Source organism: Streptacidiphilus sp. MAP12-20, from assembly GCF_041262525.1.
GTDB lineage: Bacteria > Actinomycetota > Actinomycetes > Streptomycetales > Streptomycetaceae > Streptacidiphilus.
In genome coordinates this window covers 116,478-143,236 of the sequence record NZ_JBGCCK010000002.1, presented here as the reverse complement: position 1 = coordinate 143,236, position 26,759 = coordinate 116,478, and the positions used below count along the sequence as shown (strand labels likewise).

Sequence of the window (26,759 nt, the reverse complement as noted above, 5' to 3'; positions counted from 1 at the left end):
GTGTTGTCATGGCTGATTCAGACATTTCGGGTAGCGTGGGCACGTCGGGATCCGTCACGCGCCGCACGCTCTTCCGTGCCGCCGCGGCGGGCGGAGTGGTGACCGCTGTCGGCGTCACCGGCGCCGCGTCGACCGTCGGAAGGGCGGGCGGCAGCACACCGGGGCTGATCGCCGCGACCGCTGGGCCGAACCCGCTGCCCGGCGGCTCCCTTGACCCGGTGTCGGTGCCCAAGTACCAGACCGAGCTGCGCCGGCTGCCCGTCATGCCGTGCCACGGCAGCGCCGCCCACGGCGACGTCGACGTGTACGAGATCGTCGCCCGGCAGTTCACCCAGCAGATCCTGCCCCGGGGCTACCCGCGGACCACCGTCTGGGGCTACGGGGCCGCGGGCGCCCCCGGCAGCTTCCACGCGCCGGCGCACACGATCGAGGCGCGCGTCGGCCGCCCGGTCCGGGTGACCTGGACCAACGGCCTGGCGGACGGGCACGGGCGCTGGCTGCCACACCTGTTCACCGTCGACCCCAGCCTGCACTGGGCCAACCCCGGCGGCGGCCTGGCCGGCCGGGACAGCCGACCGACCTTCAGCTCGACGCCGCTGCCCTACACCGGCCCGGTTCCGCTGGTCACCCACCTGCACGGCGCGCACGTCACCGAGGAGAGCGACGGCTACCCCGAGGCGTGGACCCTCCCCGACGCCGACGGCATCCCGGCCGGCTACGCCACCACGGGCAGCTGGTACGACCGGTACCGGGCCGAGGCCCAGGACCGCTACGGGGTCCACTGGCGGCCGGGCTCCTCGGTCTACCAGTACAGCAACGACCAGCGGGCGGCGGCGCTCTGGTACCACGACCACGTGCTCGGGATGACCCGGCTCAACGTCCAGGCGGGCCTGGCCGGGATGTACCTGCTGCGCGGCGGCCCGGCCGACCTCCCCGCCGGGGTGCTTCCCTCGGGCGACGCCGAGATACCGATGGTGATCCAGGACCGCTGCTTCAACACCGACGGCACCCTCTTCTTCCCCGACAGTCGGACCTTCTTCGGCGACACCACCCCCGGTGGCCCCTGGCTGCCCACCAGCGACGTGCCGCCGTTCTGGAACCCCGAGTCCTTCGGCAACACCATGCTGGTCAACGGGAGCAGCTGGCCGGTCTGGCACGCCTCGCGCCGGCGCTACCGGCTGCGCGTGGTCAACTCCTGCAACGCCAGGACGCTGGTCCTCAAGGTCGTCGCCGACCCGCTCGCCAAGCGTCCGGCGACCGCGGCGCTGCCCATCTGGCAGATCGGCAGCGACGGCGGCTTCCTGCCCGCGCCGGTCGAGCTGAACCAGGCGCTGATCGCCCCGGCGGAGCGGGCGGACCTGATCCTCGACTTCACCGCCGTCCCTGCGGGGACCACGCTGTACGTCATCAACGAGGGCCCGGACGTGCCGTACCACGGCGGGGTTCCCGACGCGGACTTCGTCGCGGCGGACCACTGGACCAGCGGGCAGGTCATGAAGATCGTCGTCGGCTACAGCCAGGGGCACGACGCCTCCGTCCCGCCGGCCCACCTGCAACTGCCGCGGCTCGCCGGACTCGGCACGCCGGGGCAGAAGTTCACCGTCTCGCTCAACGAGGGCGACTCGTCGAGCTTCCCCGGCGCCCCGATCGTCGGCGCGCTGGGAACGCTGAACCCGGACGGCACCGGCGCGATGGAGATGTGGAGCGACCCGGTCTCGGTCAAGCCCGTCGCCGGGACGGTGGGGGAGTGGGACCTGGTCAACCTCACCGTGGACGGACACCCGATCCACATCCACCAGACCCAGTTCCAGGTCGTCAGCCGCACCGCCGCCAACGGCACGGTGCGCGGCCCCGAGGCCTGGGAGACCGGCTACAAGGACACCGTACTCGCCTACCCGGGCGAGACGACCCGGCTCAAGGCCCGCTTCGACCTGCCCGGCCGCTACGTCTACCACTGCCACATCCTCGACCACGAGGACAACGAGATGATGCGTCCCTTCGACGTCCAGGCCTGAGAGGGCGTCAGACGGTCTCAGGCCCGGCCCGCCAGCCGGACCTGTTCCTCCTCGATGATCAGGCGGGCCAGGGAGGCGTCGGTCGCGTCGAGCGCGTCCGGGCTGGCCTCGGCGGCGTCGCTGCGGCGTGCGTAGGCGTCGAAGAGTTGCTGTTTCCTGGCCAGCAGCTGCAGCAGGCGCTGGTCGACGCTGTCCGGAGGGGCAGATGCGCTGGCGGTAGGAGAGCTGCGCGGTGTTGTAGACCAGCGCCATGAACGAGGAGGCCGCGTAGCCGACCGCGAACTCGGCGACGCCCCAGCCGGAGGAGGCCAACGGGATCAGGAAGTAGAGCGGCGCGGGCACGAGCATGGCGAGCCAGATGATCCGCGCCGACCCGAAGCGCTTGGCCAGCCGACCGGCGGCCAGGCCGCCGCCGACCCCGCCGAGCGCCCCGAGGGAGAGCACCAGGCCGATCACGGTCGGCGACGCGTGCAGGTCGCGCACCAGGAACGCGACGTAGAGCGCGGAGCTGGCCGTCTCGAAGAAGTTGCAGGTGCCGGTGCACGCGACGATTCTGCGCAGGACCGGATGTGTGACGACGAAGCGCAGTCCCTCGGTTATCGCGGCGCGGAAGGGCACCCGCTCGCGCACCTCGGGTGCGGACGGTTGCGGCTCCCGGGGGCGGATCAGCAGCAGCGACAGCGCGCTGACCGCGAAGGAGACGGCGTCCAGGGCGACGGCCCGGGCCGCGCCCAGCGCCCCGACCAGGGCGCCGCCGAGGGACGGCCCGACCAGCCGGGAAGCCTCCGCGCTGGTCCCCAGCTTCCCGTTGCCGTCGAGTAGTTGCTCGCCGCTGATGAGCGTGGGCAGCCAGCTCTGGTAGGCGACGTCGAAGAAGACCGTCAGCACTCCGGCCAGCGCGGCGACGGCGTAGAGCTGCCACAGCGTCACGTGCCAGAGCACGGCCGCGACGGGGACGGAGCCGATCAGCAGCGTCCGCCCGAGGTCGCACCACATCATCAGCCCGTGCTTGCGCCGCGTCCGGTCGACGAACACCCCGGCCGGCAGCGAGATCAGCAGGAACGCGAGCGAGGAGAGGAACGACAGCAGCGACACCTCGAACGGCGTGGCCCCGAGGGTGGTCACGGCGACCAGCGGCAGGGCCAGCAGCGAGACCGCCGACCCGGCCTCGCTGACGGTCTGCCCGCCCCAGAGCAGCAGGAAGTCGCGATGCCGCCAGAGCGACCCGGGCCGGGGCGGAACTGTGTTCTCGGCGATCACGGATCCGGCGGCCCCGGTCAACTCAGCTTCTGCCATCCGGGTATCCAACACCTGCCGGGTCCGGCTGGTCCAGATCACGTGCCGCAGTCTCCGACGCCACGGAAGGAACCTCCCCACGGCCCCGCCGTCCCAGAGCAAGTGAGCTGCGGCGGGGCCGACACGACGTCAGCCGACGCTCGGGACCGCGACCGCGACCGAGGTGAGCAGCGTGCCCGTACGCCCCCGCACGTCGACGCGGAGCGGGAGCGTGCGCTCGCGGACGCGGGTGCCGCCCAGGCTCGCCGGGTGCTCGACGCCCAGAACGCTGCGGACCGCGGCCACGACGCCGGCGAGGAGGGCCTCGTCGATGATGCGCGCCTCGTCGTCCTCCCGGAGCCAGTGCAGCGTCAGGACCCAGCCGTGGCGCTGCGGCGCGCTGCGCGGCTGCGTGGGCTCCGCACGCAGGCCGAGGCCCGCGAAGGCCTCGATAAGGCTTTCGACGTCCTGGCCGTCGAGGTGCCGGAAATTCTCTTCGATCAGTACCTGCGCCATCGTTCCCCCGGTCTGCGGTGCGGGCGGTTCGGTTCGCCGCCGCCGACCATTTCATCCCAGGGGGACGCCGGTTCCAACGATCTTGACGAAATCTGAACGCACCCACACCGGATGCTCAGATGACGCCGAATGCGACCAGGCCGCCGATGACGAGCAGGGTGAGTGCGGTGACGAGGTTGGCGCGGCGGTCGATCCAGGGCGCGTTGAGCCTGCGTGCGCCGAGGGCGGTGGCGGTGGTCAGGCCGACGATGGTGCCGATGGTGACGACCGCGAAGACGGCGAGGGAGCCGAGTGCGGCCCCGGTTCCGAGCGCGCCGGCCGCGAGGAAGACCGGAAGGATCGTCAGGTCGGGGGAGGCGGCGGCGCCGAAGGGGATCAGCAGTCCGGCGAGGCCGCGGGCGGCGCGCCGCTGATCGGTGTGGGTGTGGGTATGGGTGTGCGTGTGGGTGTCGGGCCGGTCGAGGACGGCGGTCGTGCTGTGCCCGTGGGGGACGTGCTCGTGGCCGTGCGTGTGCCCGTGACCGTGGTGGTGGCCCTCGGCGGCGTCGCTGTGGCCGTGGCTATGGCCATGGTCGTGTCCGTGGCCCTTGCCGAACAGGTCCAGGGCCAGGAAGACCGCGCCGGTGGCGAGCAGGATCCCGCCGACGATCAGGTCGGCGTGCTGGGCGACGGTGTCACGGAACTGGAGCCCGATGACGACCAGCACCGCGCCGAGCAGGAGCGAGACCACGACGTGCGCGAGCTCTGCCGCGAGCGAGAGCCGGACCACGCGCCCGGTCCGGTAGCGGCGTGTGCGGGACAGCACGGCGAGCGGGAGCCAGTGGTCGGGCATCACGGCGTGGCCGAAGCCGACGCCGCCGGCGGCGAGCAGCAGGGCGGGAAGCGTGTTCACGACTCCACCATAGGACGTCATCTGCGCATCCGTGAAGATGAGAAGGTTAATCTCCGGGTCACCCACCTGCCATGCCTTCGCAGGTGGGAAGATGTCGTACATGACGACCCCTCCCGAGGCAGCAGCCGTCGAGACCCCGGCCCATCAGCACCCGCAGCCCGGTCGGCCGCTGTCGGAGGCCCAGGTGGGCACCGCGGTCGGCGCTCTGGCGATGCTCGCCGAGCCCACCCGGCTGCGGCTGCTCTGGGCACTTCGCGACCAGGAGCTGGGTGTGACGGCGCTGGCCGAGGCGGCCGGCTGCTCGCCGACGGCCGCCAGCCAGCACCTGTCCAAGCTCCGCATCAGCGGCCTGGTCGACCAGCGCGCCGACGGCCGCGCCCGCCTCTACCGACTGCGCGGCGCGCACCTGCGCCGACTCCTCGACGAGGTCGCCGCCCACGCGGACCACACCCTGCTCGGTATCCCGCCGCACGGCTGACCGGCGCGCACCCGCTCAACCGAGCACCCGCTCAGCGCGCGTCGGCCGCCGCCGGTGCCTCGTCGAGGAAGCCGCCGGACTGGTGCTGCCACAGCTTCGCGTACGCGCCGTCCGCCGCCAGCAGCTCCTGGTGGGTGCCCTGTTCGACGATGCGGCCGCGGTCGAGGACGACGAGCAGGTCCATGCCTGCGACCGTGCTCAACCTGTGGGCCACCACCAGCGCCGTCCGCCCCTCCATGAGCCGCCACAGCGCCTCCTGGACCAGCACCTCGCTCTCCGAGTCCAGCGCACTGGTCGCCTCGTCGAGCAGCAGGATCGGCGCGTCGCGCAGAATCGCCCGTGCGAGCGCGACCCGCTGCCGCTGTCCTCCGGACAGCTTGACGCCCCGCTCGCCCACCATGGTGTCGAAGCCGTCCGGCAGCGCGTCCGCGAACTCGGTGACGTGCGCCGCCTCCGCCGCCCGCCGGATCTCCGCCTCGGTGGCGTCGGGCCGGGCGAAGGCGATGTTGTCGCGCAGGGTGCGGTGGAACATCGCCGGGTCCTGCGGCACGTAGGCGGTCAGGCTGCGCAGGTCGGCCTGGCGCAGCTTGCTGATGTCCTGTCCGCCGATCAGGATCCGGCCGCCGTCGATGTCCGTCATCCGCAGCAGCAGCCGGGTGAGCGTGGTCTTGCCGCCACCGGAGCGGCCGACGAGACCGATCTTCGCCCCGCTGGGCACGGCCAGGTCGAGGCCCTCGAAGAGCGGGTCCGCACCCGCGTGGGCGAAGGTCACGTTCTCGAAGCTGACGTCGGCGGCGCGGGAGCGCAGCGGCTCCGGCGACGCCGGGTCGACCACCGTCGGCGGGACCAGCAGCAGCTCGGTGAACTGCGCGGCCTCCGTCATCGCGCTCTCCAGGCGGCGGTAGATCTGGTTGAACTCGAACATGATCCGCGTCGCGTTGGAGAAGTAGGTGAAGGCGACGACGACCGCCTCGACGCCGTGCCTGCCCCCGCCGAGCATGATCGCCAGCAGCAGTCCCAGCGCGTTCGTCAGCACGGACATCGGCGCGACCAGCGTGTCGATGCGCAGGTTGCCGTAGTCCCACGAGCGCAGCGAGAGCCGTCGCGACTCGGCGACGCGCGAGCGGTGCTCGGCCGCCTCGCGCTCCTCGGCGGCGAACGCACGGACCGTGTCCATGTTCATCAGGCTGTCGGCGACGTGGCCCGACACCCGGGCGATCGCCTCCTCGCGCTCGTCCACCAGCCGCTGCCGCCGCCGGATCAGCGGCAGCACGATCAGCGCGGTCGCGGCGATCAGCGCCAGCAGCGCGACGACGAGCAGCGGGTCGTAGCGCCAGAGCACGACCGAGCCGAACAGCAGCGGCACCAGGCTGCCCACGACCTGGAACGTCAGCGTGTCGACCGTCTCCTCGAAGCGGGAGGCGAAGCTCAGCACCCGCTTGGTCAGCGATCCGGCGAAGTTGTCGTGGAAGAACGCGCTGTCCTTGGCGAACAGCTCGTCCATGCCGATCACGTAGAGGTGCTCGATGCCGAGGGCGTCGAGGCGGTTCAGGCAGTGCAGCCCGATCCGCCACAGCGACTCCGCCAGCAGCAGCACGACGGTGAAGCCGATCACGTAGGGCAGCGCCGCACCGACGGAGACGCCGCCGTTGCCGGCGATCCGGCCGACGAGCTTCGCGACGACCAGCGGGGCGATGTAGCCGATGCCGATGTTGCCCAGCGCCGGCAGCAGCAGGGCCGGCAGGGTGAGCCGGCGTAGTCGGGTCAACTCCCGTGCGTAGTAACGAACTGCGAGCAGCACCGCGCCCTTGCCGGGCGGGAGCTCGCGCTCCTGTGGCGATCTCATGCCAACCTGTCCGAGTGAGTGCGTCCGCGTGGGTACGGGGAGGCAGGAACCCGTAGTGTCCCGTGACGCTGCTCACGGCGTCCAAGTGTTTTTCTGGGCATTTCGCCATTCGCCGCAGGTGGCGGTGTGCGCGGCGCGGGGACCGTGCGAATGATCAAAGTGGCCGAAAGATACCATGGGGGTACCACCTAGCTCGCGAAAGATGGACTTGTGACTGTCAACGAAGACTTGTTCACTGACTGGAAGAACCGCGAAGAGATCGCGGAGTCGATGATCCCGATCATCGGGAGGCTGCAGCGGGAGCGGGACGTCACCGTCCTCGTGCACAGCCGTTCCTTGGTGAACAAGTCGGTGGTCAGCATCCTCAAGACCCATCGGTTCGCCCGCCAGATAGCCGGCGAGGAGCTCTCGGTCACCGAGACCATGCCGTTCCTCCAGGCCCTCGCCGCCCTCGATCTCGGCCCCTCGCAGATCGACATCGGCATGCTCGCCGCGACCTACCGCGCCGACGACCGCAGCCTCTCGGTCGAGGAGTTCACGGCCCACGCCGTCGCCGGAGCCGTCGGTGAGAACAAGCCGGAGCGCCGCGAGTCCCGCGACGTCGTGCTCTACGGCTTCGGCCGGATCGGCCGCCTGCTCGCCCGCCTGCTGATCGAGAAGGCCGGCTCGGGCAACGGCCTGCGCCTGCGCGCCATCGTCGTGCGCCGCAGCGCCGGCGAGGACCTGGTGAAGCGCGCCTCGCTGCTGCGCCGCGACTCGATCCACGGCCAGTTCCACGGCACGATCACCGTCGACGAGGCGACCAGCACGATCGTCGCCAACGGCAATGCGATCCAGGTGATCTACTCCGACGACCCGACCACGGTCGACTACACGGAGTACGGCATCAGCGATGCCATCCTGATCGACAACACCGGCAAGTGGCGTGACCGCGAGGGCCTGTCGAAGCACCTGCGCCCCGGCATCGCGAAGGTCGTGCTGACCGCGCCGGGCAAGGGCGACGTCCCGAACGTCGTGCACGGCGTCAACCACGACATGATCAAGCCGGACGAGCAGATCATCTCCTGCGCCTCCTGCACCACCAACGCGATCGTGCCGCCGCTGAAGGCGATGGAGGACGAGTACGGTGTGCTCCGCGGCCACGTGGAGACGGTCCACTCGTTCACCAACGACCAGAACCTGCTGGACAATTACCACAGCAGCGACCGTCGCGGCCGCTCGGCCCCGCTGAACATGGTGATCACCGAGACCGGCGCCGCCTCCGCCGTGGCGAAGGCGCTGCCGGACCTCAAGGCGAAGATCACCGGCAGCTCGATCCGGGTCCCGGTGCCGGACGTCTCGATCGCCATCCTCAACCTGCAGCTCGCGCGCGAGACCACGCGCGAGGAGGTGCTCGACTACCTCCGCGACGTGTCGCTGACCTCGTCGCTCAAGCGTCAGATCGACTTCACCAACGCCCCTGACGCGGTCTCCAGCGACTTCATCGGCTCGCGCCACGCGTCGATCGTCGACGCCGGCGCGACGAAGGTCGAGGGCGACAACGCGATCCTCTACCTGTGGTACGACAACGAGTTCGGCTACTCGTGCCAGGTGATCCGGGTCGTCCAGCACGTCTCCGGCGTCGAGTACCCGACCTTCCCGGCCCCGGCGCACTGACGCTCCGCGTCTCCTCGAACGCCCCCGCACCCGTGACTTCGGGTGCGGGGGCGCTCTTGTCGGCTGCTTGTCTGGTTTGTCCCGTTGTCGGGACGAGGTGAAGGGTCCACGCTGCTGGAACGTTCTACGCGCGTGAGACCTGCGAACCGAGGTGGCCCGATGTCTTCTGCCGCAGTTCCGAGACCTGACACAGCCGCGATCCAGCAGACGTATCCGGACGGCAGGGTCGCCCTCGCCCAGGGTGTGGTGCTGGACGATCCGCGCTTCGCCAACGCCGACCTGGAGCCGGTGCCGGTCGAGCGCCGGACCTGGAACACCTACAACTACGTCGCCCTCTGGGTCGGCATGGCCCACTGCATCCCGTCCTGGACGCTGGCGTCCGGGCTGGTCGCGCTGGGGATGGACTGGAAGCAGGCGGTGCTGACCATCGGCCTGGCGAACGTGATCGTGCTGCTGCCGATGCTGCTGACCGGCCACGCGGGCACCAAGTACGGCATCCCCTTCCCGGTCTTCGCCAGGGCCTCCTTCGGGCTGCGCGGCGCGAACCTGCCGGCGCTGATCCGGGCGGCGGTTGCCTGCTGCTGGTTCGGCATCCAGACCTGGATCGGCGGGGAGGGCATCTACCTGCTCGCGGGCAAGCTCTTCGGCCACGGCTGGCTGAACGCGAGCACAGTCCAGGGCACGCCGTGGACGCAGTGGCTCTCGTTCCTGGTGTTCTGGCTGATCGAGGTCGCGGTGATCACGCGCGGCATGCAGACCCTGCGCCGGTTCGAGAACTGGGCCGCGCCGCTGGTGATCGTCGGTGCGCTGGCGCTGCTCGGATTCATGGCGGCCAAGGCGGGCGGATTCGGCCCGTTGCTCAGTCAGCCCTCGGCGCTGGGCTGGGGCGCCGGGTTCTGGAAGGTCTTCTTCCCCTCGCTGATGGGCATGATCGGTTTCTGGTCCACGCTGTCGCTGAACATCCCGGACTTCACCCGCTTCGGCGGCAGTCAGCGGTCCCAGCTGTACGGGCAGGCGCTCGGACTGCCGACCACGATGACACTCTTCGCCGTACTGTCCGTGCTGGTCACTTCCGGCGCGGAGGCCGTCTACAAGACCCCGATCTGGGACCCGATCCAGCTCGCCGCCAAGATGAGCAACGTGGTCGGCGCGCTGTTCGCGCTGCTGATCGTCATGGTGGCCACCCTGTCGGTGAACATCGCCGCCAACGTCGTCAGCCCCGCCTACGACCTGTCCAACCTGCTGCCGAAGTACGTCAACTTCCGTACCGGGGCGCTGATCACGGGTGTGGTCGGGGTGCTGATCATGCCGTGGAAGCTGATCGCCAACCCGCACGTCTACATCTTCACCTGGCTCGGCGTGGTCGGCGGCCTGCTCGGCACGGTGGCGGGCATCCTCATCGCGGACTACTGGTTCGTCCGCCGCACCAGTCTGCACCTGGCGGAGCTGTACCGGCGCGACGGCCGTTACTGGTACACCGGCGGCTGGAACCTGCGCGCCCTCGTCGCCCTCCTCGTCGGCGGGCTGCTGGCGATCGGCGGCTCGTACTCGACCGTGAGCCAGGGCCCGTTCCCTGCCGGGGGAGTGATCCCCTTCCTCAAGCCGCTGGCCGACTACGGCTGGGCGGTGGGTCTGGCGAGCTCCTTCGTCCTCTACGCCGCGCTCAGCCTGGGGCAGCGGGGGCAGGAGAGCCGTAGCTGAACCGGCGGAAGAATCGCTCAGGATTCGTCCGTCGTGTCGTGTCGATCCGTGCCGGCCCCGTTCGACCTTGGGGTGAGAGGGTCGATACGCGACCCCACCTTCAAGGAGCCGACGATGGCGAAGTACATGCTGATCTTCCGCAACACGGACGAGTCCCTCGCGAAGATGATGGAGACCCCCTTCGAGCAGATGCTGGAGACGGTCGGCCGCTTCAACGACGAGCTGATCCGCGCCGGCGTGCTCGTCGCCGCGGAGGGCCTGGACGACCCGGCTCAGGGCGTGGTCGTCGACTACAGCAGCGAGACGCCGGTGGTCACCGACGGCCCGTACGGGGAGACGCACGAGCTGTTCGGCGGCTTCTACCTGATCGACGTGGCCACGAAGGAGGAAGCCATCGCCTGGGCGAAGCGGATCCCGGCGATCACCGGCTCGAAGTGCGAGATCCGGCGGGTGCCGGGCATCGACGAGTTCCCGCAGGACAACGAGTGGATCGTCAAGGAGCGGGCCTGGCGCGAGCGCACCGGCCAGCTGTGACGCCAACGCCGAGCGACGGCCCGCTGCCCGACCGCCCGGCCGGCCCGGAGTCGGCGCGGCGGGCGGTCGAGGCGGTCTGGCGGATCGAGTCCGCCAGGATCGTCAGCGCGCTCGCCCGCTACACCGGCGACTTCGCCCTCGCCGAGGACGTCGCGCAGGAGGCGCTGGCCGAGGCGCTGGTCAGCTGGTCGCGCGACGGCGAGCCCACGAACCCGGTGGGCTGGCTGCTCGCCACCGCGCGGCGGCGCGCGATCGACAGTTTCCGCCGCAGGTCCGCACTGGACGAGCGGTACGCCCTGCTGGCCGGCGGGCTGGCCGAGGGCGAGGCCGACGCGGGCGGCGAGGGCGTCGTGGCCGAGCGGTCGGCGGATCTGCCGTGGGATCCGGACCGGGTCGACGACGACGTCCTGGCGCTGATGTTCGTGGCCTGCCATCCGGTGCTCTCGCCCGAGGCCCGGGTGGCGCTGACGCTCCGCGTGGTCGGCGGTCTGTCGAGCGAGGAGATCGCGCGGGCGTTCCTGGTGCCGGTCCCGACGGTGCAGGCCCGCATCACCCGCGCGAAGAAGACGATCGCGGCGGCGGGCGTCCCCTTCGAACTGCCCCCGGCCGAGGACCGGCGCGAGCGGCTAGGCGGGGTGCTGAGCGTGCTGTACGTGATCTTCACCGAGGGCTCGAAGGCGACCACCGGGGAGAGCCTGCTCCGCCCCGACCTCGCCTACGAGGCGATCCGGCTGGCCCGGATGCTCGGCGCCCTGCTGCCCGACGAGCCGGAGGTGTCCGGCTTGCTCGCCCTGTTCGAGCTCACCGCCGCGCGCTTTCCCGCACGCACCGGGCCGGACGGCGAGGCGGTGCTGCTGGAGGACCAGGACCGTCGGCTCTGGGACCGCTCGGCGATCCGTCGCGGCCTGGCCGCGCTCGGCCGGGCCTCGGCCGCCGGGCGCGGCCTCGGACCCTACGGCCTGCAGGCCGCGATCGCCGCCTGCCACGCGTCGGCGTCCTCGGTGCGCGAGACGGACTGGGAGCGGATCGTGCTGCTCTACGAGGCGCTCGGGCGCGTCGCGCCGTCCCCGGTCGTCGAGCTCAACCGGGCCGTCGCCGTGGCGATGGCGCACGGAGCGGAGGAGGCCCTGGCGATGGTGGACGAGCTGGTCGTCTCCGGCCGTCTCGCGGGATCGCACCTGCTGCCCGGCGTCCGCGGCGAACTGCTGGCCCGGCTCGGCCGGACCGCCGAGGCGCGGGCCGAACTGGAGCTCGCCGCGCGCCTCTGCGCCAACGTCCGCGAGCGCGCGGTGCTACTGCGCAAGGCGGCTTCGCTGCCGTGACCGCTGCGCCGGCCTGACCGCTAGGCGCAGGAGGGGCAGAGGCCGCGGTAGGTGACCTCGACCTGGGAGACCGTGAAGCCGAAGCGCTCGGCCGCCGGGAGGTCGGCCAGCGGGTCGCCGGCCGGGTGGACGTCGCGGATGGTGCCGCAGTTGGAGCAGACCAGGTGCTGGTGCGGGTGGTGGGCGTTGGGGTCGTAGCGCTTGGCGCGGCCGTCGGTGGCGACCTCTATGACCTCGCCGAGCGAGACCAGCTCGCCCAGGGTGTTGTAGACGGTCGCCCGGGAGATCTCGGGCAGTCGCTCGCTCGCTCTGGCGTGCACCTCGTCGGCGGTGTAGTGCACGTGCTCGCCGTCGAGGACCTCTGCGACGACACGCCGCTGGGAGGTCATCCGCCAGCCGCGTCCTCGCAGTCGTTGCAGCAGGTCACTCATATGGGTTCACCTATCGGATTCCGTGGGGACGGCCGAAGTTTACCGCTACCGTCTTGGTGCGCTTCTTGACTTGGATTCTGTCCATCGTAGGATCGGTTCTGGTGATAGCCAAGGGGCAGGAAGACTCCACTACGGCAGCAGAGCCTGCGCCCCGTGACCAGCCTGTTCCGGAAGGATTCCCATGACCGAGATCCACGAAGCCAACGCCGCGGACGCGCCGAGCGGCGGCGGTTGTCCTGTCGCGCACGGGCGCGCCGCGCACCCGACCCAGGGCGGTGGAAACCGCCAGTGGTGGCCGGAGCAGCTGAATCTGAAGATCCTCGCCAAGAACCCTGCCGTGGCGAACCCGCTGGGTGAGGACTTCGACTACGCCGCCGCCTTCAAGACCCTCGATCTCCCCGCCGTGAAGCGGGACATCGCCGAGGTGCTCACCAGCTCGCAGGAGTGGTGGCCGGCCGACTACGGCAACTACGGCCCGTTCATGATCCGCATGGCCTGGCACAGCGCCGGCACCTACCGCATCAGCGACGGCCGCGGCGGCGGCGGCGCCGGTCAGCAGCGCTTCGCGCCGCTCAACAGCTGGCCGGACAACGTCAACCTGGACAAGGCCCGCCGCCTGCTGTGGCCGGTCAAGAAGAAGTACGGCCAGAGCCTCTCCTGGGCCGACCTGATGATCCTGGCCGGCAACGTCGCCCTCGAGACGATGGGCTTTGAGACCTTCGGCTTCGGCGGCGGTCGCGCGGACGTCTGGGAGCCGGACGAGGACGTCTACTGGGGCCCGGAGACCACCTGGCTCGCCGACGAGCGCTACACCGGCGACCGCGAGCTGGAGAACCCGCTCGGCGCGGTCCAGATGGGCCTCATCTACGTCAACCCCGAGGGCCCCAACGGCAACCCGGACCCGATCGCCGCGGCCCGCGACATCCGGGAGACCTTCCACCGGATGGCCATGAACGACGAGGAGACGGTCGCCCTGATCGCGGGCGGTCACACCTTCGGCAAGACCCACGGCGCGGGCGACGCGGACCTCGTCGGCGCCGACCCTGAGGCGGCCCCGATCGAGCAGCAGGGCCTCGGCTGGAAGAGCTCCTTCGGCACCGGCAAGGGCGTCGACACGATCTCCAGCGGCCTCGAGGGCGCCTGGACGAACACCCCGACCGCCTGGGACAACAGCTTCTTCGAGATCCTCTTCGGCAACGAGTGGGAGCTGACCAAGAGCCCCGCCGGCGCCCACCAGTGGAAGCCGAAGAACGGCGCGGGCGCGGGCACCGTCCCCGACGCCCACGACGCGTCCCGCAGCCACGCCCCGACGATGCTGACGACCGACCTTTCGCTGCGCTTCGACCCGGCCTACGAGCAGATCTCGCGTCGCTTCCTGGCCGACCCGGCCGCGTTCGCGGACGCCTTCGCCCGCGCCTGGTTCAAGCTGACCCACCGTGACATGGGCCCGATCGTGCGCTACCTCGGCCCGGAGGTCCCGACCGAGCAACTGCTCTGGCAGGACCCGCTCCCCGCTGTGACCCACGAGCTGGTCTCCGACGCGGACGTCGCCGCCCTCAAGGCCCAGATTCTCGGCTCTGGCCTGTCCGTGTCGCAGCTGGTCTCCGCCTCCTGGGCGTCGGCCGCGTCCTTCCGCGGCAGCGACAAGCGCGGCGGCGCGAACGGCGCACGCGTCCGGCTCCAGCCGCAGGCGGGCTGGGAGGTCAACGACCCGGACCAGCTGGCCGTGGTGCTGCGTACCCTGGAGGGCATCCAGCAGGGCTTCAACGCCGCGCAGACCGGCGGCAAGCAGGTCTCGCTGGCCGACGTGATCGTGCTGGCCGGCGGCGCCGCCGTCGAGAAGGCCGCCAAGGACGCCGGCTTCGACGTCACGGTGCCCTTCAGCGCCGGCCGCGCGGACGCCACGCAGGAGCAGACGGACGTCGAGTCCTTCGCCGCGCTCGAGCCGGCGGCGGACGGCTTCCGCAACTACGTCGGCAAGGGCAACCGCCTGCCGGCCGAGTACCTGCTGATCGACAAGGCGAACCTGCTCAACCTGAGCGCCCCCGAGATGACCGCGCTCGTCGGCGGCCTCCGCGTCCTGGGCGCGAACCACCAGCAGTCCTCGTCCGGCGTCCTCACCGACACCCCGGGCACGCTGACCAACGACTTCTTCGTCAACCTGCTCGACATGGGCACGACGTGGAAGCCGACGTCGGAGGACGCGAGCAGCTTCGAGGGCCGCGACGCCGCGACCGGCGCGGTCAAGTGGACCGGCACCCGGGTCGACCTGCTCTTCGGCTCCAACTCCGAGCTGCGCGCGCTGGCCGAGGTCTACGCGAGCGACGACGCGAAGGCGAAGTTCGTCAACGACTTCGTCGCGGCGTGGGCGAAGGTCATGGACCTGGACCGGTTCGACCTCGTCTGATCCTGCGCACATGACGTCATGGCCGGCCCGCACGGGCCGGTCATGACGTCTGTTCAGCTCACGATCGGCTCGGGCACACCGCGTAGGGTCCGGGGATGCGCATGTATCTCTCCTCCTTCCGCATGGGCGAGCAGCCCGAGCAGTTCCTGGCGTTGCTGGGCGAATCGCGCCCGGCCGAGATCGCGGTGATCGCGAACGCGATGGACGGCCAGCCCGCGCACGAACGCGTTGCCGGCGTCGAGCGCGAGGTCGAGGCGCTCGCCGCGCTGGGGCTGCGCCCGAGGGAGGTCGACCTGCGGGACTACTTCGACGGCCCCGGCGCGGGCCCCGGCACCACCGTCGCCGAAGCCGAGCTGGCCCGGTTCGACGCGGTGTGGATCCGTGGCGGGAACGTCTTCATGCTCCGCTACGCTCTCGCCCGCAGCGGTGCGGATACCGCGCTGACCGCGCTGCTGCGGAGGGACGCCCTGGTCTACGCCGGCTACAGCGCCGGGCCGTGCGTGCTCGGACCGAGCCTGCGCGGACTGGCTCCGTGCGACGACCCGGAGGTGGTGCCCCGGATCTACGGCGAGCCGGTGATCTGGGACGGGTTGGGCATCCTCGACTACGTCTTCGTGCCGCACGTCGACTCGCCCGCGCATCCGGAGACGGAGGCTCTCGGCCTCGTCGCGGCGCACTACCGGGCAGCGGGCACCCCGCACCGGACCCTGCGGGACGGGCAGGCTCTCGTCGTGGAGGGCGAGGTCACGCGCCTCTGTTGAGCGGCGGTCGGCGGGCAGGAGGCGACGGTCCGCCTATGTCAGCGAATTGAAAAGTTCTTCAATTGCTGCGATGCTGTCCGCTGCGTGCAGTCGCCGGGGCTCTGCGGGCCCACCGGCGAGGGACGGCCCGCGTGGCCCCGGCGGGTGCCGCCGAGCTGCGAGGGGGCCCGGCTCGGACGAGTCCGCCGGGTGGGACGGGAGTTGAGGAACGTGCCGGTTCCGCTGTATCAGGCCAAGGCCGAGTTCTTCCGGATGCTCGGGCATCCGGTGCGCATTCGTGTGCTCGAACTGTTGCAGGACGGGCCGATGCCGGTGCGGGAGCTGTTGGCCAACATCGAGGTCGAGCGCTCGAACCTGTCCCAGCAGCTCGCCGTGCTGCGCCGCTCGGGCATCGTCAACTCCGTGCGCGAGGCGGACACCGTCGTGTACTCCCTCGCAGGCGGCGACGTCGCCGAGCTGCTGCGCTCGGCCCGCCGCATCCTGACCGAGCTGCTCGCCGGCCAGCAGGACCTGCTCGCCGAGCTGCGCGAGGCCGAGACCGACGAGGCAGTGGCGTCGTGATCCCCGGCGCTTCCCGACTTCGGCCGCTGTCACCGCCCGACCGAGGGCGCGAAGGAGACCTGCCGCGATGACCACAGCCGAGAGCCGTCCCGAACCCGAGGACGACGGCAGCGAGGGCGGCGGACGCCGGGCCAACAGGGGCGTCTGGATCCGCGCGTTCATCTACGTCATCGGTTTCCACATCTTCGCCGGCTTCGTCATGCTGATGTTCTACGTCGGCAGCCACCGCCACTGACCAGCCGGAGGAACCGCGCGATGACCATCCAGTGGCATCTGACCACCCGACCCACGGCCGATGTCCTCCAGGTCACCGGCTACCTCGGAGACAGCGCCGTCGCCCGCTTCACCGGAGCTGTCGGCTGGGCCGTCGCCCGCGGCGAGGGCCTGCTCCTGCTCGACCTCACCCACCTCAAGGGCTGGTCCGAAGCGGGCCACGCGGCCCTCACCCGCGCCGCGCGGCAGCTGTCCGAGCAGCAACGTCCCCTGGAACTCGTCGCCCACGCCCCTGACGGCGATCGCCTCGCGGCCGACTGCAAGGTGCCCTGGCACCCGGACCTCGACACCGCGCTCGCCGCCCATCAGCACCCGCGCGGCACGGCGGCTCCCGAAGGTCCCGCAGGTCCCGTGTGGCACAGCAGCGAATGGGTCGACGGCGGACCGCACGACTGACGTCGCTCCCTGGGAATGCCGTTGCGGGACCCGGACGGCGGCCTAAACTGGGGGCACCGAGCCGGTCGGAGGCTGCCATGTGCGTCGACCCGAGTCCGCCAGTGCCGCAGGCCGCAGCCGCCGTCCTGCATGACGTCGAGATCGGCGATCCGATCCTGCTCGACCCGGTCGACTCCGTCGAGATCGTCTCCTTGATGGACAACATCACCGACGTCTTCATGCCCGACCAGGGCCCGGCCCGCCGGGCCGACGTCGTGCTCGCGGGTCGGCGCGACTGCGGGGTGATGACGAACGGCACCGTGCCGGACGCGTTGATCGCCGAGCACGGCTTCTCCATGCTGGTCACGGTCCGCAAGGGTGAGCGGTCGCATCGGATCCTCTTCGACACCGGGATCAGCCCAGACGGCGTCGTCGCGAACATGAGCCGGCTGGGCATCGACCCCGCCTCCGTCGAGGCGATCATCTGCAGCCACGGCCACTTCGACCACACCACCGGCCTCGACGGACTGGCCCGCGCCCTGGGCCCACGCAACATGCCGGTCCTGATCCACCCGCACTTCTGGCGGCAGCGCCGGATCCTGCTCCCCGGCCGGGAGCCGATCGAGATCCCCACGGTCAGCCGGCGCGGGCTGGAGGAGACCGGCTTCCAGATCATCGAGAACCGTCGGCCCAGCTTCCTGCTCGACGGATCGGTCCTGATCACCGGCGAGGTGCCCAGGGTCACCGGCTACGAGCCCGGCTTTCCGCCGCAGCAGGCCTTCCTGGGCGGGCGGTGGGAGCCCGACCCGCTGGTTCTCGACGACCAGGCGCTCATCGTCCGCGTGCGCGACGCGGGCCTGGTCGTCCTGACGGGCTGCGGGCACGCCGGGATCGTGAACATCTGCCGCTACGCGGCCCGGCTGACCGGCGATCAGCCGCTCTACGCCGCGCTCGGCGGATTCCACCTCAACGGACCGCTGTTCGAACCGCTGATCCCGCGCGTGCTCGACGACCTGGCGGCGCTCGGGCCGAAGGTCCTCGTGCCCGCGCACTGCACCGGCTGGCGCGCGCAGCACGCGATGGCCCGCCGCTTCGGCGAGGCGTTCGTGCCGAACACCGTGGGAACGACGTTCACCCTCTGACGAGGGCGTCTGCGCGCAGGGGGATGATCCACCCGCGTCCGGGGCCACGGTAGAGTGCTGGAATGGCGAACCTACGCGAGCAGATCGTCGCCGAGCTCGGCGTCAAGTCGACCATCGTGCCCAAGACGGAAATCCGGCAGCGAGTCGACTTCCTCAAGGACTACCTGCGCTCGACCCCGGCCAAGGGCTACGTCCTCGGGATCAGCGGCGGCCAGGACAGCACGCTGGCCGGACGGCTCTGCCAGCTCGCGAGTGAGGAGCTGCGCGCCGAGGGGCACGAGGCCACCTTCGTCGCGGTGCGGCTGCCCTACGGCGTGCAGGCCGACGAGCACGACGCGCAGATCGCGCTGGGCTTCATCCGGCCGGACCGGTCGATCGCGGTGAACGTCAAGCCGAGCGCGGACGCGGTCGCCGCCGAGGCGGCGCAGGGCGTTCAGGAGGCGCTGGGGGACCAGGCCCAGCTGCGGGACTTCGTGCGCGGCAACATCAAGGCCCGCGAGCGCATGGTGATCCAGTACGCGGTCGCCGGGCAGCTGGGCCTGCTCGTGGTGGGCACCGACCACGCGGCCGAGGCCGTGACCGGCTTCTTCACCAAGTACGGCGACGGCGGTGTCGACCTCACCCCCCTCACCGGACTGACCAAGCGCCAGGGCGCAGCGCTGCTGCAGGAGCTGGGCGCGCCGCCGAGCGTCTGGGAGAAGGTGCCGACCGCCGACCTCGAGGACGACCGGCCCGCGCTGCCCGACGAGGTGGCACTGGGCCTGACGTACACCCAGATCGACGCATACCTCGAAGGCGCCGAGGTCGCGCCCGAGGTGGCGGCGAAGCTGGAGTCGATCTTCCTCGCGACCCGACACAAGCGGACCGTCCCGGTCACCCCGCTCGACGACTGGTGGCGGCGCTGACGCGCTGACCGGCCGGAACGCCTCAGCTTCCGGAGGGTGCCTGAACGCCGGGCCGACGCAGGCTGCCCGCCGGCCCGCCGGCGTCGGGAGACTGCCGCAGGCGGCGGCGGGCCTCAGGCGAAGGCTGCGGCGCACTCCGGGTGGCCCCAGCCGGAGCCGACCTTGGTGATTTTGTCTCCCTTGGCGTACGGGCGGGAGCAGGGGCAGGTGCCCGGATAGCGGGCGGCCAGCGTGCGGGCGGACCCGCCGCCGGAGGAGGTCTTCGCTGCGGGGCGTGGCGCGCGGGCGATCTTGGCCGGGCCGGCCGGGGTGACCGGGTCGGGGACGGGCAGGTCGGCTCCGGTGCCGGAGGCGTCCTGCTGGTGGCGGGCGGCGTCGCTCGCGGCCTTGTCGGCGATCGCGTTCAACGGGTCGCCGTCGACCTGGTGCGCCGGGACGTAGACGAAGGTGACCTCGCGGTCGGTGAGCAGCTCGTCGATGTGCTGGATCAGCTCCTGGTTGAGGACCGGCTTGCCGTCGGCCTTTCGCCAGCCGTTGCGCTTCCAGTTGGCGATCCACTTGGTGACCGCGTCGCGGGTGTAGGTGGAGTCGAGCCTGACCTCCAGCGGCGCCGAGGTGTCGGTGTCCGCCAGCAGCTGCTCCAGCGCTGTCAGTTCACCGATGTTGTTGGTGCTGTGCCCGAGCGCGCCCGCGCGCCAGCGCTGGGGGACGCCGGAGGAGTCGGCGATGACGTAGGCCCAGCCGGCGGGCCCGGGATTGCCTTTGGCGGCGCCGTCACAGGCGGCGATGATGCGGTCGACCATGGGTCGATCATCCCAGGTCCGCTCCGCTGCTGTGACGAGCGGGTGGCTTCGGCCCGAATCGCACCACGACGGCCCCGGGGAGGTTCGGCAGCTCGACAGTGAGTTCGCCGCGCTCGTCGTCCCATTCGATTCCGCTCGCCGCCGAGGCCGGGTAGAGCACCTCGACGCGAGCGCCCTTCCCGCGCAGGTGGGGAAGGGGCAGCACGCGGCGAGGCCCAGAGACACCGGCCGACCCGCCGGCCGACCCGCCGGCCGCTGCGGCCCGGTGCCAGACCGTCACCAGGCTCGACGCATCGCCCCGCAGACCGAGGGCGATCCAGTCGTCGTCCCAGCCGGGCAGGCCCAGGGGCCAGAACGGGACGGTGTCGTGGAGCTCCGCCCTGACGCGCTTGTAGGCGGTGATTCCCTCGGTGACCAGCGCGCGTTGGCCGGTGCTCATGCGGTCCAGGAAGCCGGAGAGGTGGATCCGGCCCAGCAGCGCGCCGGCCAGCGTGAAAGCGATCTCGTCGTCCGTGAACTCGGGCTGGGGGTAGGCCCAGACGGCGCCCTGCTCGGGCAGCACCGCGGTGGGAGCGGCGGCGGCGATCGGCGGGTAGCGCAGGAAGTCCTGCTGGTCGCTGGTGGACTGGAGCTGAGTGTGGGCGAGCAAGGCGTAGTCCATCCGCAGTCCGCCCGACCCGCAGTTCTCCAGGACGAGTCCGGGGTGGCGGTCCATGACCGAGTCGAGCCAGGCCAGGTGGGCGCGGTGGTGGCCGAGCAGCCCCGCGCCCGGCGCCTCGCCGTTCAGCTCGGTGCCGGGGCCGGCGTTGATGTTGTAGTCGAGTTTGAGGTAGCCGACTCCCCACTCGCCGACGATGCGGTCGATCACGGCGTCCAGGTGCGCGCGGGCGGCGGGATGGCGCAGGTCGAGGTGGTGGCGGCCGTGCTCGGTGACCCGGACGCCGCCGCGCTGGAAGAAGGCCGCTTCGGGCAGGGTGCGGGCGAGGGGACTGCGCACCCCGACCACCTCCGGCTCCAGCCACAGGCCGGGCACCATGCCGTGGTCCCTGATCGCGTCGAGGACCCGCTGCAGCCCGCCGGGGAAGCGGCTCTCGGCGGCCTCCCATGCACCGACCGAGTCCCACCAGCCCTCCGCGTCGTCGTCGTACCAGCCGGCGTCGATGACGAAGTACTCGGCGCCGACGCCGGCCGCCGCCTCGATGAGCGGCAGCAGTCGGTCGGTGCTGGGATCGCCCATCAGCGTGTTCATGTAGTCGTTGTAGATCACCGGCAAGGTCCACTGGTCCAGGTGCGGGCGGCGGATCAGGCGGCGGTAGGCCGTCAGCGCGCCGAACGCGGCCTCCGGGCCGCCGGTGGGGACGGCGGCGAGGGCGGCGGGCACGGTGGTGAACTCGTCGCCGGGCGCGAGGGTCCGGTGCCACTGGTGGTGGGCGTCGTCGGGGCCGAACAGGGCCAGGTAGGCGGCGTGTTCGCGCTCGCCGACCTCGTAGCGCCAGCCAGCGCCGGACTCGATCTGCCAGGCCCAGGCGCGACCGGTGCCGCGCTGGCTCAGGACGCCCATCGGCAGATGGCGGCCGGTGGACCAGCTGCCCTGCGAGCTGCGTTCGAAGCAGCCCCGCCCCTCGTGGCCGTGCGCGGAGCGGGTCAGGTCGACGACGTGCCGGCGCAGCGGGGCCTGCTGCCAGCGGAGTTCGGCGAGCCAGTCGTTGTCGGCCCACTGCAGGTCCAGGCCGTCGAGGCGCCCGCTCGCGTCGGCCAGGCCGCCCAGAGTGAGCGTGCTGACCGACTCCACCCGCAGCGTGGCCTCGCCGTCGTTGCGCAGGAGTACCTCGGCCCGCAGCACGGGCAGTGCGGGCAGCGTGTCGCGCGTGCTGAGCGCGACCACGGCGGTCAGCCCGCTGACGGGGTCGTGCAGGTGGACGCGGAGGCGGTCCCAGCCGTCCCGATGGTCCGTCAGATGGCCGCGGTGACGCATCCTGGCGCCGACGGCGGTCTCGATGAACCTCTCGCCGGACCACTCCCGCCCGTGCCCGGTCGCGGTGATCTCGACCAGCGGGACCAGGGACTCCCAGGGCTGCCCCGGTGCGCCGAGCCGAACACCGCCGTCCTCGGCCAGCAGCAGCTGGAGGCCGAGCGCCGGGTGCGACCAGAGCAGGGACGGTGCACTCGTGCGGGCAACAGTTGTCAACGCGTCTTCCCCTTGCGTGCGAGTTACGGCTGTGTGCGTGTACGGCGATTCGTGTTCAGCGCAGCGCTGTTGAGCTGCTGATTCCCCGTGAGGAACAGCTCGGCCGAGGAGTGCGGCCCATGCTGCGTGGAGGTAAATCCCTGATTACGGACTCTTGACGCCCGTCCATGTGACCGTTAACAATCCTGGCATGCCTGTGACCGGTCACACAAGAGCGGACGCCGCCGCCCCACCCGAGGGCGAGCAGCGCAAGGCCGCCAGCATCCGCGACGTGGCGCGTGTCGCCGGAGTCTCCCACCAGACGGTCTCCCGGGTGATCAACGATCACCCGAGTGTCAGGCCGGAGACCCGTGACCGCGTCCACGCGGTCATCGCCCAGCTGGGCTTCCGGCGTAGCGCCACCGCACTGGCGCTGGCCGGCGGTCCGGTCAGGGCGGTGACCGTGCTGACCTCGAACACCACCCTCTACGGCTATGCGGCGACCCTGCAGGGCGTGGAGGAGGAGGCTCGGGCGGCGGGTTTCTCCGTGGGCGTCAGCGTGCTCGACTCCGACGAGGACGCCGACATCGACCGCGCGCTGGCCGCCGCCGCGGACAGCGGGGGAGGCGTCCTGGTCATCGCCTACGACCGGATCGGCGCAGCGGCGCTGGAGCGCGTCCCTTCGGGGCTGGCGTGCACCGCAGCCGTGGAGAGCCCCGCGGGCGGCCGGATCCCGGCCCGCCCGTCGGTCTGGGCGGACGACCGCGCAGCCGCCAGGGAGGCCACCGCCCACCTGCTCGGTCTGGGGCACGCCACCGTCCATTACGTGGCGATCCCCTCCTCCTCTCCGGGCGCCCGTCGGCCCTCACCGCGCGCGGCCGGCTGGCGGGAGGCGCTGCAGGACGCCGGTGTCACCCCGCCGAAGCCCTGCGGCAAGGGCTGGGACGCGAGAGCCGGCTACCAGGCCGGGCTCGCGCTGGCCCGGGATCCGACGGTCACCGCGGTGCTGTGCGGCAACGACGACCTGGCCCTCGGCGTGCTGCGCGCCTTGCACGAGGCGGGTCGCTCGGTGCCGGGCGACGTCAGTGTCATCGGCTTCGACGACGCACCGCACTCCGCCTATCTCACCCCCTCGCTGAGCAGCGTGCGGATGGACTTCACCGGCATCGGCCGGGCGGCCTTCGCCCTGCTGCGCGACCAACTCGACCCGCCGGGCGCGGCGGCGCGGAGCGCGGTCGAGGTGGCCAAGCCGGAGCTGGTCCTCCGCGAAAGTTCGCTCGCCCGCTAGCCGAACGTCGAGCACGCCTCCGCGTACGGACTCTCCAACCATTTGTTAGCGCTCACACGGATCGGCAGCACGCCCCCACTCGTACGACTCCTCTGAACCAAGGCAAGGAAGCCACCATGAAGAGAGTTCTCCCCGCCCTCGCGATCAGCTGTGCTCTCGCGCTCACCACGGCGGCCTGCAGTGACGCCACCTCGGCCGGCTCCGCCGCCGCGCCGACCACCTCGGTGGACCCCGGCGCGAGCCTCAAGGGCGTGCACCTGACCATGTGGGTGGCGCAGAACAGCGTCAACGAGCCCAAGCAGGCCATCGACGCCTTCGAGAAGGCGACTGGCGCCGTCGTCACCACCGAGGTGATACCGGACCCCTACGAGTCCAACGTCCCGACCAAGCTGGCCTCCGGCGTCAAGCCCGACCTGATGTTCTGGCAGCCCACCGGCAGCACGCTGCCCTTCATCCAGCCGCAGACCAACCTGCTGCCGCTCGACAACGAGGCGTGGGTGTCCACGCTCGGCAAGACCGAGCAGGGTCTGGGCCAGGTCGACGGCCACCGCTACGCCGCCATCGTGACCAGCCCGGCCGTCCTCGGCGTCTACTACAACAAGGCCGTCTTCGCGAAGGCCGGCATCACCGCGATGCCCAAGAGCTACGACGAGATGCTCGCCGACGCCGCCCAGATCAAGGCCAAGGCGCCGGGCGTCGCTCCGTTCTTCGAGGTCGGCGGCGACAAGTGGCCGCTGCAGTGGCAGGTCCAGGTGCAGATGACGGACCTGCAGCAGAGCTTCTGGGACAACCTCAACAAGAACAAGGACAGCTGGACCAACCCGACGATCGTCGGCGCGATCACCAAGTACAAGACCAAGCTGCTCGACGCCGGGCTGGCCCAGGCCGACTACAAGACCGGCACCTTCGTCGACCAGGGCAAGGCGATCCTCGACGGCACCGCCGCCATGGCGCTGAACGTGACGTCGCTGCAGTCCGAGATCCAGGCCACCTCGAGCACCGCCGAGATGGACGCCAAGCTCGGCTGGTTCCCGATCTCCAACAGCTCGGCCACCGCCGAGTACTCCCCGGACCAGACCAACGGCGTGGTCGCCTTCAAGTCCGGTGACGCGAGCCGGGAGAACGCCGCCCGCCAGTTCCTGGCCTACTGGCTCGGCCCGGACTACGCGGACTACATCGCCGCCAACAAGGTCGTCTCGGTCGAGCCCGCCGTGCCGAACCCGGCCGGTCTGCCGCAGACCGCCGTCGACCAGGCCAAGGCGCTGGACACCGCCATCGGCGTCTTCCAGGTCAAGGCACTGACCGCCCCCGACATGCACCTGGCGCTCGCCGACATGATCTACGGCAAGAAGACGCCGCAGCAGGTCGCCCAGGCCGCCGAGGACCAGTTCACCCAGGTCCTCAAGGCGCGTGCCATCGCCGGCTTCTGATCCGGACACCGCCTGACCGTCACTCGGATCGCACCACCGCCCCCGGGGCCGACCACTCCCTGCCCCGGCCTCGGGGGCCCTCTCACGGAGGTACCAGTCGTGGCGCACACAGCCACCGCCGCCGGCGTCCCGGACGCCGCGGCCGAACCGGACGCGGGCCGCCCGCCCGCCGTGCGCGGTGCCGGGCGCAGCCGGAAGCGGCGGGCCGACCAGCCCTGGTGGTTCGCCCTGCCCGCGATCGCGGTGTTCGGCGTCTTCTTCCTGCTGCCGAACCTGCTGAACTTCGTCTACCCCTTCACCAACTGGTCGGCCTTCCACACCGGGATCAGCTTCGCCGGGTTCTCCAACTTCCAGAGCATCCTGCACGACGGCTCGATGCTGCGGGACATCAGGATCACCCTGGAATACGCGGTGCTGGTCGCGCTCTTCCAGAACGGCTTCGGACTGGCGCTCGCCCTGCTGCTGGAGCGTGACACGCGCTTCAACCGCTTCTTCCGCGCAGCGTTCTTCCTGCCCGTGCTGATCTCGGCGCTCGCGGTCGGCTACGTCTTCCGCGCGCTGCTGGCGCAGGACGGCGCCCTCAACAGCCTCCTGTCCGCCCTGGCCGGACACCACGTCAACACCCCCTGGCTCGGCTCCACCACCTGGACGCTGGTCGTCACCACGCTGATCCACGCCTGGAAATGGATGGGACTGGCCATGCTGATCTACCTGGCCGGCCTCAAGAGCGTTCCCGCCGACGTGATGGAGGCGGCCAGGATCGACGGCGCGGGGGCCTGGCGCAGCTTCTGGTCCATCCGCTTCCCGCTGCTGGCCCCCGCCGCCACCTTCAACGTCACCACCGCCCTGATCGGCTCGATGAACACCTTCGACATCGTGCAGGCCACCACCGGCGGTGGTCCCGGCAGCGAGACCGAGGTCTTCAACATCTACATGTTCCGCATCTTCGGCGAGGGCCTGTACGCGCAGGCCTCCGCGATGAGCCTGGTGCTCTTCCTCATCGTGGTGGTTCTCGCGGTCCCGGTCATCATCGGACTGCGCCGACGGGAGCAGGCACTGTGACCACGGCCGTACTCACCCGCGTCATCCGCGCGCCGCGCCGCAGCGCCCGGGACCTCGTCCGGCCCCTGGTCGTGCTGGTGCTGGCCGCCGTCACCATCGGCGTCCCGCTCTGGCTGGTCGCCGTCACCTCGGCCAAGCCGCAGGCCGAGGCGGTCAAGCCCAACCTCGCGCTCCCGCACCACTTCCAGGCGGCGGCGAACTACCGGCAGGCCGTCGACGAAGGCAAGATCTTCCAGGGCTTCTTCAACAGCCTGCTGGTCGTCGTGCCGTCGGTCGTGCTGATCCTCGTTCTGGGCGCGGGCGCGGCCTGGGTCTTCGCCCGGCGCAGGGGGCGGCTGGTCGGCGCGATGTACGCGGTCACCATCAGCGGGCTGCTGCTCCCGCCTGCGGTGATCACCATCGTGATGGAGCTGCGCCAGCTCGGCCTCGCCGGGACCCGGCCCGGCATGATCGCGGTCTACACCGGGATGTACCTGTCCACCTCGATCTTCTTCATGACCGGGTTCATCCGCACGCTGCCGGAGGAGTTGGAGGAGGCGGCCCGGGTGGACGGCGCGGGACCGCTGCGGATCTTCGCACGGATCATCCTGCCGCTGCTGCGCCCGGTGATCGCCACCGCCACCATCATGGTGATGCTCTTCGCCTGGAGCGACATCTTCTACGCCTTCTTCGTGCTCGGCGGGGGAGACCAGGCGACCCTGCCGCTCAACCTCTACCAGGTGGCCAGCGCGCAGCTGTATCTGAACAACTGGCACCTGATCTTCGCTTACGTCGTGGTGATGAGCCTGCCCATGGTCGCCGTCTTCCTGGTCGCCCAGCGCCGGATCGTCGCCGGCATCACCAGCGGCGCGGTCAAGTAGCGCCGCGCACACCCTGCACGTCCCCACCCCACCCAGCGGCACCCGTCACCCTCCCGCGA

Annotated in this window: 23 protein-coding genes and 1 pseudogene; 17 read left to right on the top strand and 7 right to left on the bottom strand. The window is 71.1% G+C overall.

The window, feature by feature from the left end; translation table 11 throughout:
- The first annotated feature begins 8 nt into the window (after positions 1–8).
- A complete protein-coding gene (locus ABIA32_RS02900; protein WP_370092144.1) occupies positions 9–2,015 on the top strand; it encodes a multicopper oxidase family protein in 2,007 nt (668 codons plus the stop codon).
- 258 nt (positions 2,016–2,273) lie between these two features.
- On the opposite strand, the pseudogene ABIA32_RS02895 reads toward ABIA32_RS02900, so the two are convergent.
- From ABIA32_RS02895 to ABIA32_RS02885, 3 genes and pseudogenes are all read right to left on the bottom strand, one after another.
- Positions 2,274–3,311, bottom strand: a pseudogene (locus ABIA32_RS02895) (MFS transporter); the annotation flags it as partial.
- 129 nt (positions 3,312–3,440) lie between these two features.
- Positions 3,441–3,806, bottom strand: coding sequence for a hypothetical protein (locus tag ABIA32_RS02890; RefSeq protein WP_370092143.1), 366 nt, complete (start codon positions 3,804–3,806; stop codon positions 3,441–3,443).
- A 115-nt stretch (positions 3,807–3,921) separates the two neighbouring features.
- Positions 3,922–4,698, bottom strand: coding sequence for a hypothetical protein (locus ABIA32_RS02885; protein ID WP_370092142.1), 777 nt, complete (start codon positions 4,696–4,698; stop codon positions 3,922–3,924).
- Positions 4,699–4,798: 100 nt separating this feature from the next.
- Here ABIA32_RS02885 and ABIA32_RS02880 point away from each other — a divergent pair, with 100 nt between their 5' ends.
- Complete coding sequence (locus ABIA32_RS02880; protein WP_370092141.1) at positions 4,799–5,176, top strand: ArsR/SmtB family transcription factor; 378 nt, start codon at positions 4,799–4,801, stop codon at positions 5,174–5,176.
- A gap of 31 nt (positions 5,177–5,207) precedes the next feature.
- Here ABIA32_RS02880 and ABIA32_RS02875 read toward each other — a convergent pair whose 3' ends face one another.
- Positions 5,208–7,022 (bottom strand): ABC transporter ATP-binding protein, encoded by a 1,815-nt coding sequence (locus ABIA32_RS02875; protein ID WP_370092140.1) that lies wholly within the window; start codon positions 7,020–7,022, stop codon positions 5,208–5,210.
- Between the two features lie 210 nt (positions 7,023–7,232).
- Here ABIA32_RS02875 and ABIA32_RS02870 point away from each other — a divergent pair, with 210 nt between their 5' ends.
- The 4 genes from ABIA32_RS02870 to ABIA32_RS02855 all read left to right on the top strand — a co-directional run bounded on the left by ABIA32_RS02870 (position 7,233) and on the right by ABIA32_RS02855 (position 12,235).
- Positions 7,233–8,678, top strand: a complete 1,446-nt coding sequence (locus ABIA32_RS02870; protein WP_370092139.1) for a glyceraldehyde-3-phosphate dehydrogenase — start codon at positions 7,233–7,235, stop codon at positions 8,676–8,678.
- A gap of 159 nt (positions 8,679–8,837) precedes the next feature.
- Complete coding sequence (locus ABIA32_RS02865; RefSeq protein WP_370092138.1) at positions 8,838–10,379, top strand: NCS1 family nucleobase:cation symporter-1; 1,542 nt, start codon at positions 8,838–8,840, stop codon at positions 10,377–10,379.
- 114 nt (positions 10,380–10,493) lie between these two features.
- A complete protein-coding gene (locus ABIA32_RS02860; protein WP_370092137.1) occupies positions 10,494–10,913 on the top strand; it encodes a YciI family protein in 420 nt (139 codons plus the stop codon).
- Complete coding sequence (locus ABIA32_RS02855) at positions 10,886–12,235, top strand: RNA polymerase sigma factor (RefSeq protein ID WP_370092445.1); 1,350 nt, start codon at positions 10,886–10,888, stop codon at positions 12,233–12,235. Before ABIA32_RS02860 ends, ABIA32_RS02855 begins: the two co-directional genes overlap by 28 nt.
- A gap of 20 nt (positions 12,236–12,255) precedes the next feature.
- Here ABIA32_RS02855 and ABIA32_RS02850 read toward each other — a convergent pair whose 3' ends face one another.
- Positions 12,256–12,666: a Fur family transcriptional regulator gene (locus tag ABIA32_RS02850; protein WP_370092136.1), complete on the bottom strand. Its 411-nt coding sequence runs from the start codon at positions 12,664–12,666 to the stop codon at positions 12,256–12,258.
- A 181-nt stretch (positions 12,667–12,847) separates the two neighbouring features.
- Between ABIA32_RS02850 and katG the strand changes: the two genes are divergently transcribed.
- The 7 genes from katG to nadE all read left to right on the top strand — a co-directional run bounded on the left by katG (position 12,848) and on the right by nadE (position 19,090).
- The gene (gene katG, locus ABIA32_RS02845; RefSeq protein ID WP_370092135.1) at positions 12,848–15,073 is read left to right on the top strand and encodes a catalase/peroxidase HPI; all 2,226 of its coding nucleotides are present in this window, start codon (positions 12,848–12,850) and stop codon (positions 15,071–15,073) included.
- Between the two features lie 95 nt (positions 15,074–15,168).
- A complete protein-coding gene (locus ABIA32_RS02840) occupies positions 15,169–15,834 on the top strand; it encodes a Type 1 glutamine amidotransferase-like domain-containing protein (RefSeq protein WP_370092134.1) in 666 nt (221 codons plus the stop codon).
- Between the two features lie 210 nt (positions 15,835–16,044).
- A complete protein-coding gene (locus tag ABIA32_RS02835; RefSeq protein WP_370092133.1) occupies positions 16,045–16,395 on the top strand; it encodes an ArsR/SmtB family transcription factor in 351 nt (116 codons plus the stop codon).
- Positions 16,396–16,462: 67 nt separating this feature from the next.
- Positions 16,463–16,630, top strand: a complete 168-nt coding sequence (locus tag ABIA32_RS02830) for a DUF6126 family protein (protein ID WP_370092132.1) — start codon at positions 16,463–16,465, stop codon at positions 16,628–16,630.
- Between the two features lie 20 nt (positions 16,631–16,650).
- The gene (locus ABIA32_RS02825; RefSeq protein ID WP_370092131.1) at positions 16,651–17,064 is read left to right on the top strand and encodes an anti-sigma factor antagonist; all 414 of its coding nucleotides are present in this window, start codon (positions 16,651–16,653) and stop codon (positions 17,062–17,064) included.
- Between the two features lie 77 nt (positions 17,065–17,141).
- Positions 17,142–18,185, top strand: coding sequence for an MBL fold metallo-hydrolase (locus ABIA32_RS02820; protein WP_370092130.1), 1,044 nt, complete (start codon positions 17,142–17,144; stop codon positions 18,183–18,185).
- Between the two features lie 62 nt (positions 18,186–18,247).
- The gene (gene nadE, locus ABIA32_RS02815; RefSeq protein WP_370092129.1) at positions 18,248–19,090 is read left to right on the top strand and encodes an ammonia-dependent NAD(+) synthetase; all 843 of its coding nucleotides are present in this window, start codon (positions 18,248–18,250) and stop codon (positions 19,088–19,090) included.
- A gap of 113 nt (positions 19,091–19,203) precedes the next feature.
- Here the strand turns inward: nadE and ABIA32_RS02810 are convergent, their stop codons facing one another.
- Complete coding sequence (locus tag ABIA32_RS02810; protein WP_370092128.1) at positions 19,204–19,893, bottom strand: ribonuclease H; 690 nt, start codon at positions 19,891–19,893, stop codon at positions 19,204–19,206.
- Positions 19,894–19,900: 7 nt separating this feature from the next.
- Positions 19,901–22,081, bottom strand: a complete 2,181-nt coding sequence (locus ABIA32_RS02805; RefSeq protein WP_370092127.1) for a glycoside hydrolase family 36 protein — start codon at positions 22,079–22,081, stop codon at positions 19,901–19,903.
- Positions 22,082–22,271: 190 nt separating this feature from the next.
- Between ABIA32_RS02805 and ABIA32_RS02800 the strand changes: the two genes are divergently transcribed.
- From ABIA32_RS02800 to ABIA32_RS02785, 4 genes are all read left to right on the top strand, one after another.
- Positions 22,272–23,348 (top strand): LacI family DNA-binding transcriptional regulator, encoded by a 1,077-nt coding sequence (locus ABIA32_RS02800; protein ID WP_370092126.1) that lies wholly within the window; start codon positions 22,272–22,274, stop codon positions 23,346–23,348.
- A gap of 116 nt (positions 23,349–23,464) precedes the next feature.
- Positions 23,465–24,778, top strand: a complete 1,314-nt coding sequence (locus tag ABIA32_RS02795) for an ABC transporter substrate-binding protein (protein ID WP_370092125.1) — start codon at positions 23,465–23,467, stop codon at positions 24,776–24,778.
- A 171-nt stretch (positions 24,779–24,949) separates the two neighbouring features.
- Positions 24,950–25,840 carry a carbohydrate ABC transporter permease gene (locus ABIA32_RS02790; protein WP_370092444.1) on the top strand — a complete coding sequence of 297 codons (891 nt, stop codon included), beginning with the start codon at positions 24,950–24,952 and terminating at the stop codon, positions 25,838–25,840.
- Positions 25,841–25,863: 23 nt separating this feature from the next.
- Positions 25,864–26,700, top strand: a complete 837-nt coding sequence (locus ABIA32_RS02785) for a carbohydrate ABC transporter permease (RefSeq protein WP_370092443.1) — start codon at positions 25,864–25,866, stop codon at positions 26,698–26,700.
- Positions 26,701–26,759: the final 59 nt, after the last annotated feature.

Bases quoted from the DNA above. Each gene is read 5' to 3' on its own strand.
- ABIA32_RS02875 (WP_370092140.1), bottom strand. From the start codon at position 7,022: ATGAGATCGCCACAGGAGCGCGAGCTCCCGCCCGGCAAGGGCGCGGTG.
- ABIA32_RS02880 (WP_370092141.1), top strand. From the start codon at position 4,799: ATGACGACCCCTCCCGAGGCAGCAGCCGTCGAGACCCCGGCCCATCAG.
- ABIA32_RS02830 (WP_370092132.1), top strand. From the start codon at position 16,463: ATGACCACAGCCGAGAGCCGTCCCGAACCCGAGGACGACGGCAGCGAG.
- ABIA32_RS02810 (WP_370092128.1), bottom strand. From the start codon at position 19,893: ATGGTCGACCGCATCATCGCCGCCTGTGACGGCGCCGCCAAAGGCAAT.
- katG (WP_370092135.1), top strand. From the start codon at position 12,848: ATGACCGAGATCCACGAAGCCAACGCCGCGGACGCGCCGAGCGGCGGC.
- ABIA32_RS02795 (WP_370092125.1), top strand. From the start codon at position 23,465: ATGAAGAGAGTTCTCCCCGCCCTCGCGATCAGCTGTGCTCTCGCGCTC.
- ABIA32_RS02865 (WP_370092138.1), top strand. From the start codon at position 8,838: ATGTCTTCTGCCGCAGTTCCGAGACCTGACACAGCCGCGATCCAGCAG.
- ABIA32_RS02820 (WP_370092130.1), top strand. From the start codon at position 17,142: ATGTGCGTCGACCCGAGTCCGCCAGTGCCGCAGGCCGCAGCCGCCGTC.
- ABIA32_RS02800 (WP_370092126.1), top strand. From the start codon at position 22,272: ATGCCTGTGACCGGTCACACAAGAGCGGACGCCGCCGCCCCACCCGAG.
- ABIA32_RS02900 (WP_370092144.1), top strand. From the start codon at position 9: ATGGCTGATTCAGACATTTCGGGTAGCGTGGGCACGTCGGGATCCGTC.
- ABIA32_RS02890 (WP_370092143.1), bottom strand. From the start codon at position 3,806: ATGGCGCAGGTACTGATCGAAGAGAATTTCCGGCACCTCGACGGCCAG.
- ABIA32_RS02840 (WP_370092134.1), top strand. From the start codon at position 15,169: ATGCGCATGTATCTCTCCTCCTTCCGCATGGGCGAGCAGCCCGAGCAG.
- ABIA32_RS02825 (WP_370092131.1), top strand. From the start codon at position 16,651: ATGACCATCCAGTGGCATCTGACCACCCGACCCACGGCCGATGTCCTC.
- ABIA32_RS02850 (WP_370092136.1), bottom strand. From the start codon at position 12,666: ATGAGTGACCTGCTGCAACGACTGCGAGGACGCGGCTGGCGGATGACC.
- ABIA32_RS02860 (WP_370092137.1), top strand. From the start codon at position 10,494: ATGGCGAAGTACATGCTGATCTTCCGCAACACGGACGAGTCCCTCGCG.
- nadE (WP_370092129.1), top strand. From the start codon at position 18,248: ATGGCGAACCTACGCGAGCAGATCGTCGCCGAGCTCGGCGTCAAGTCG.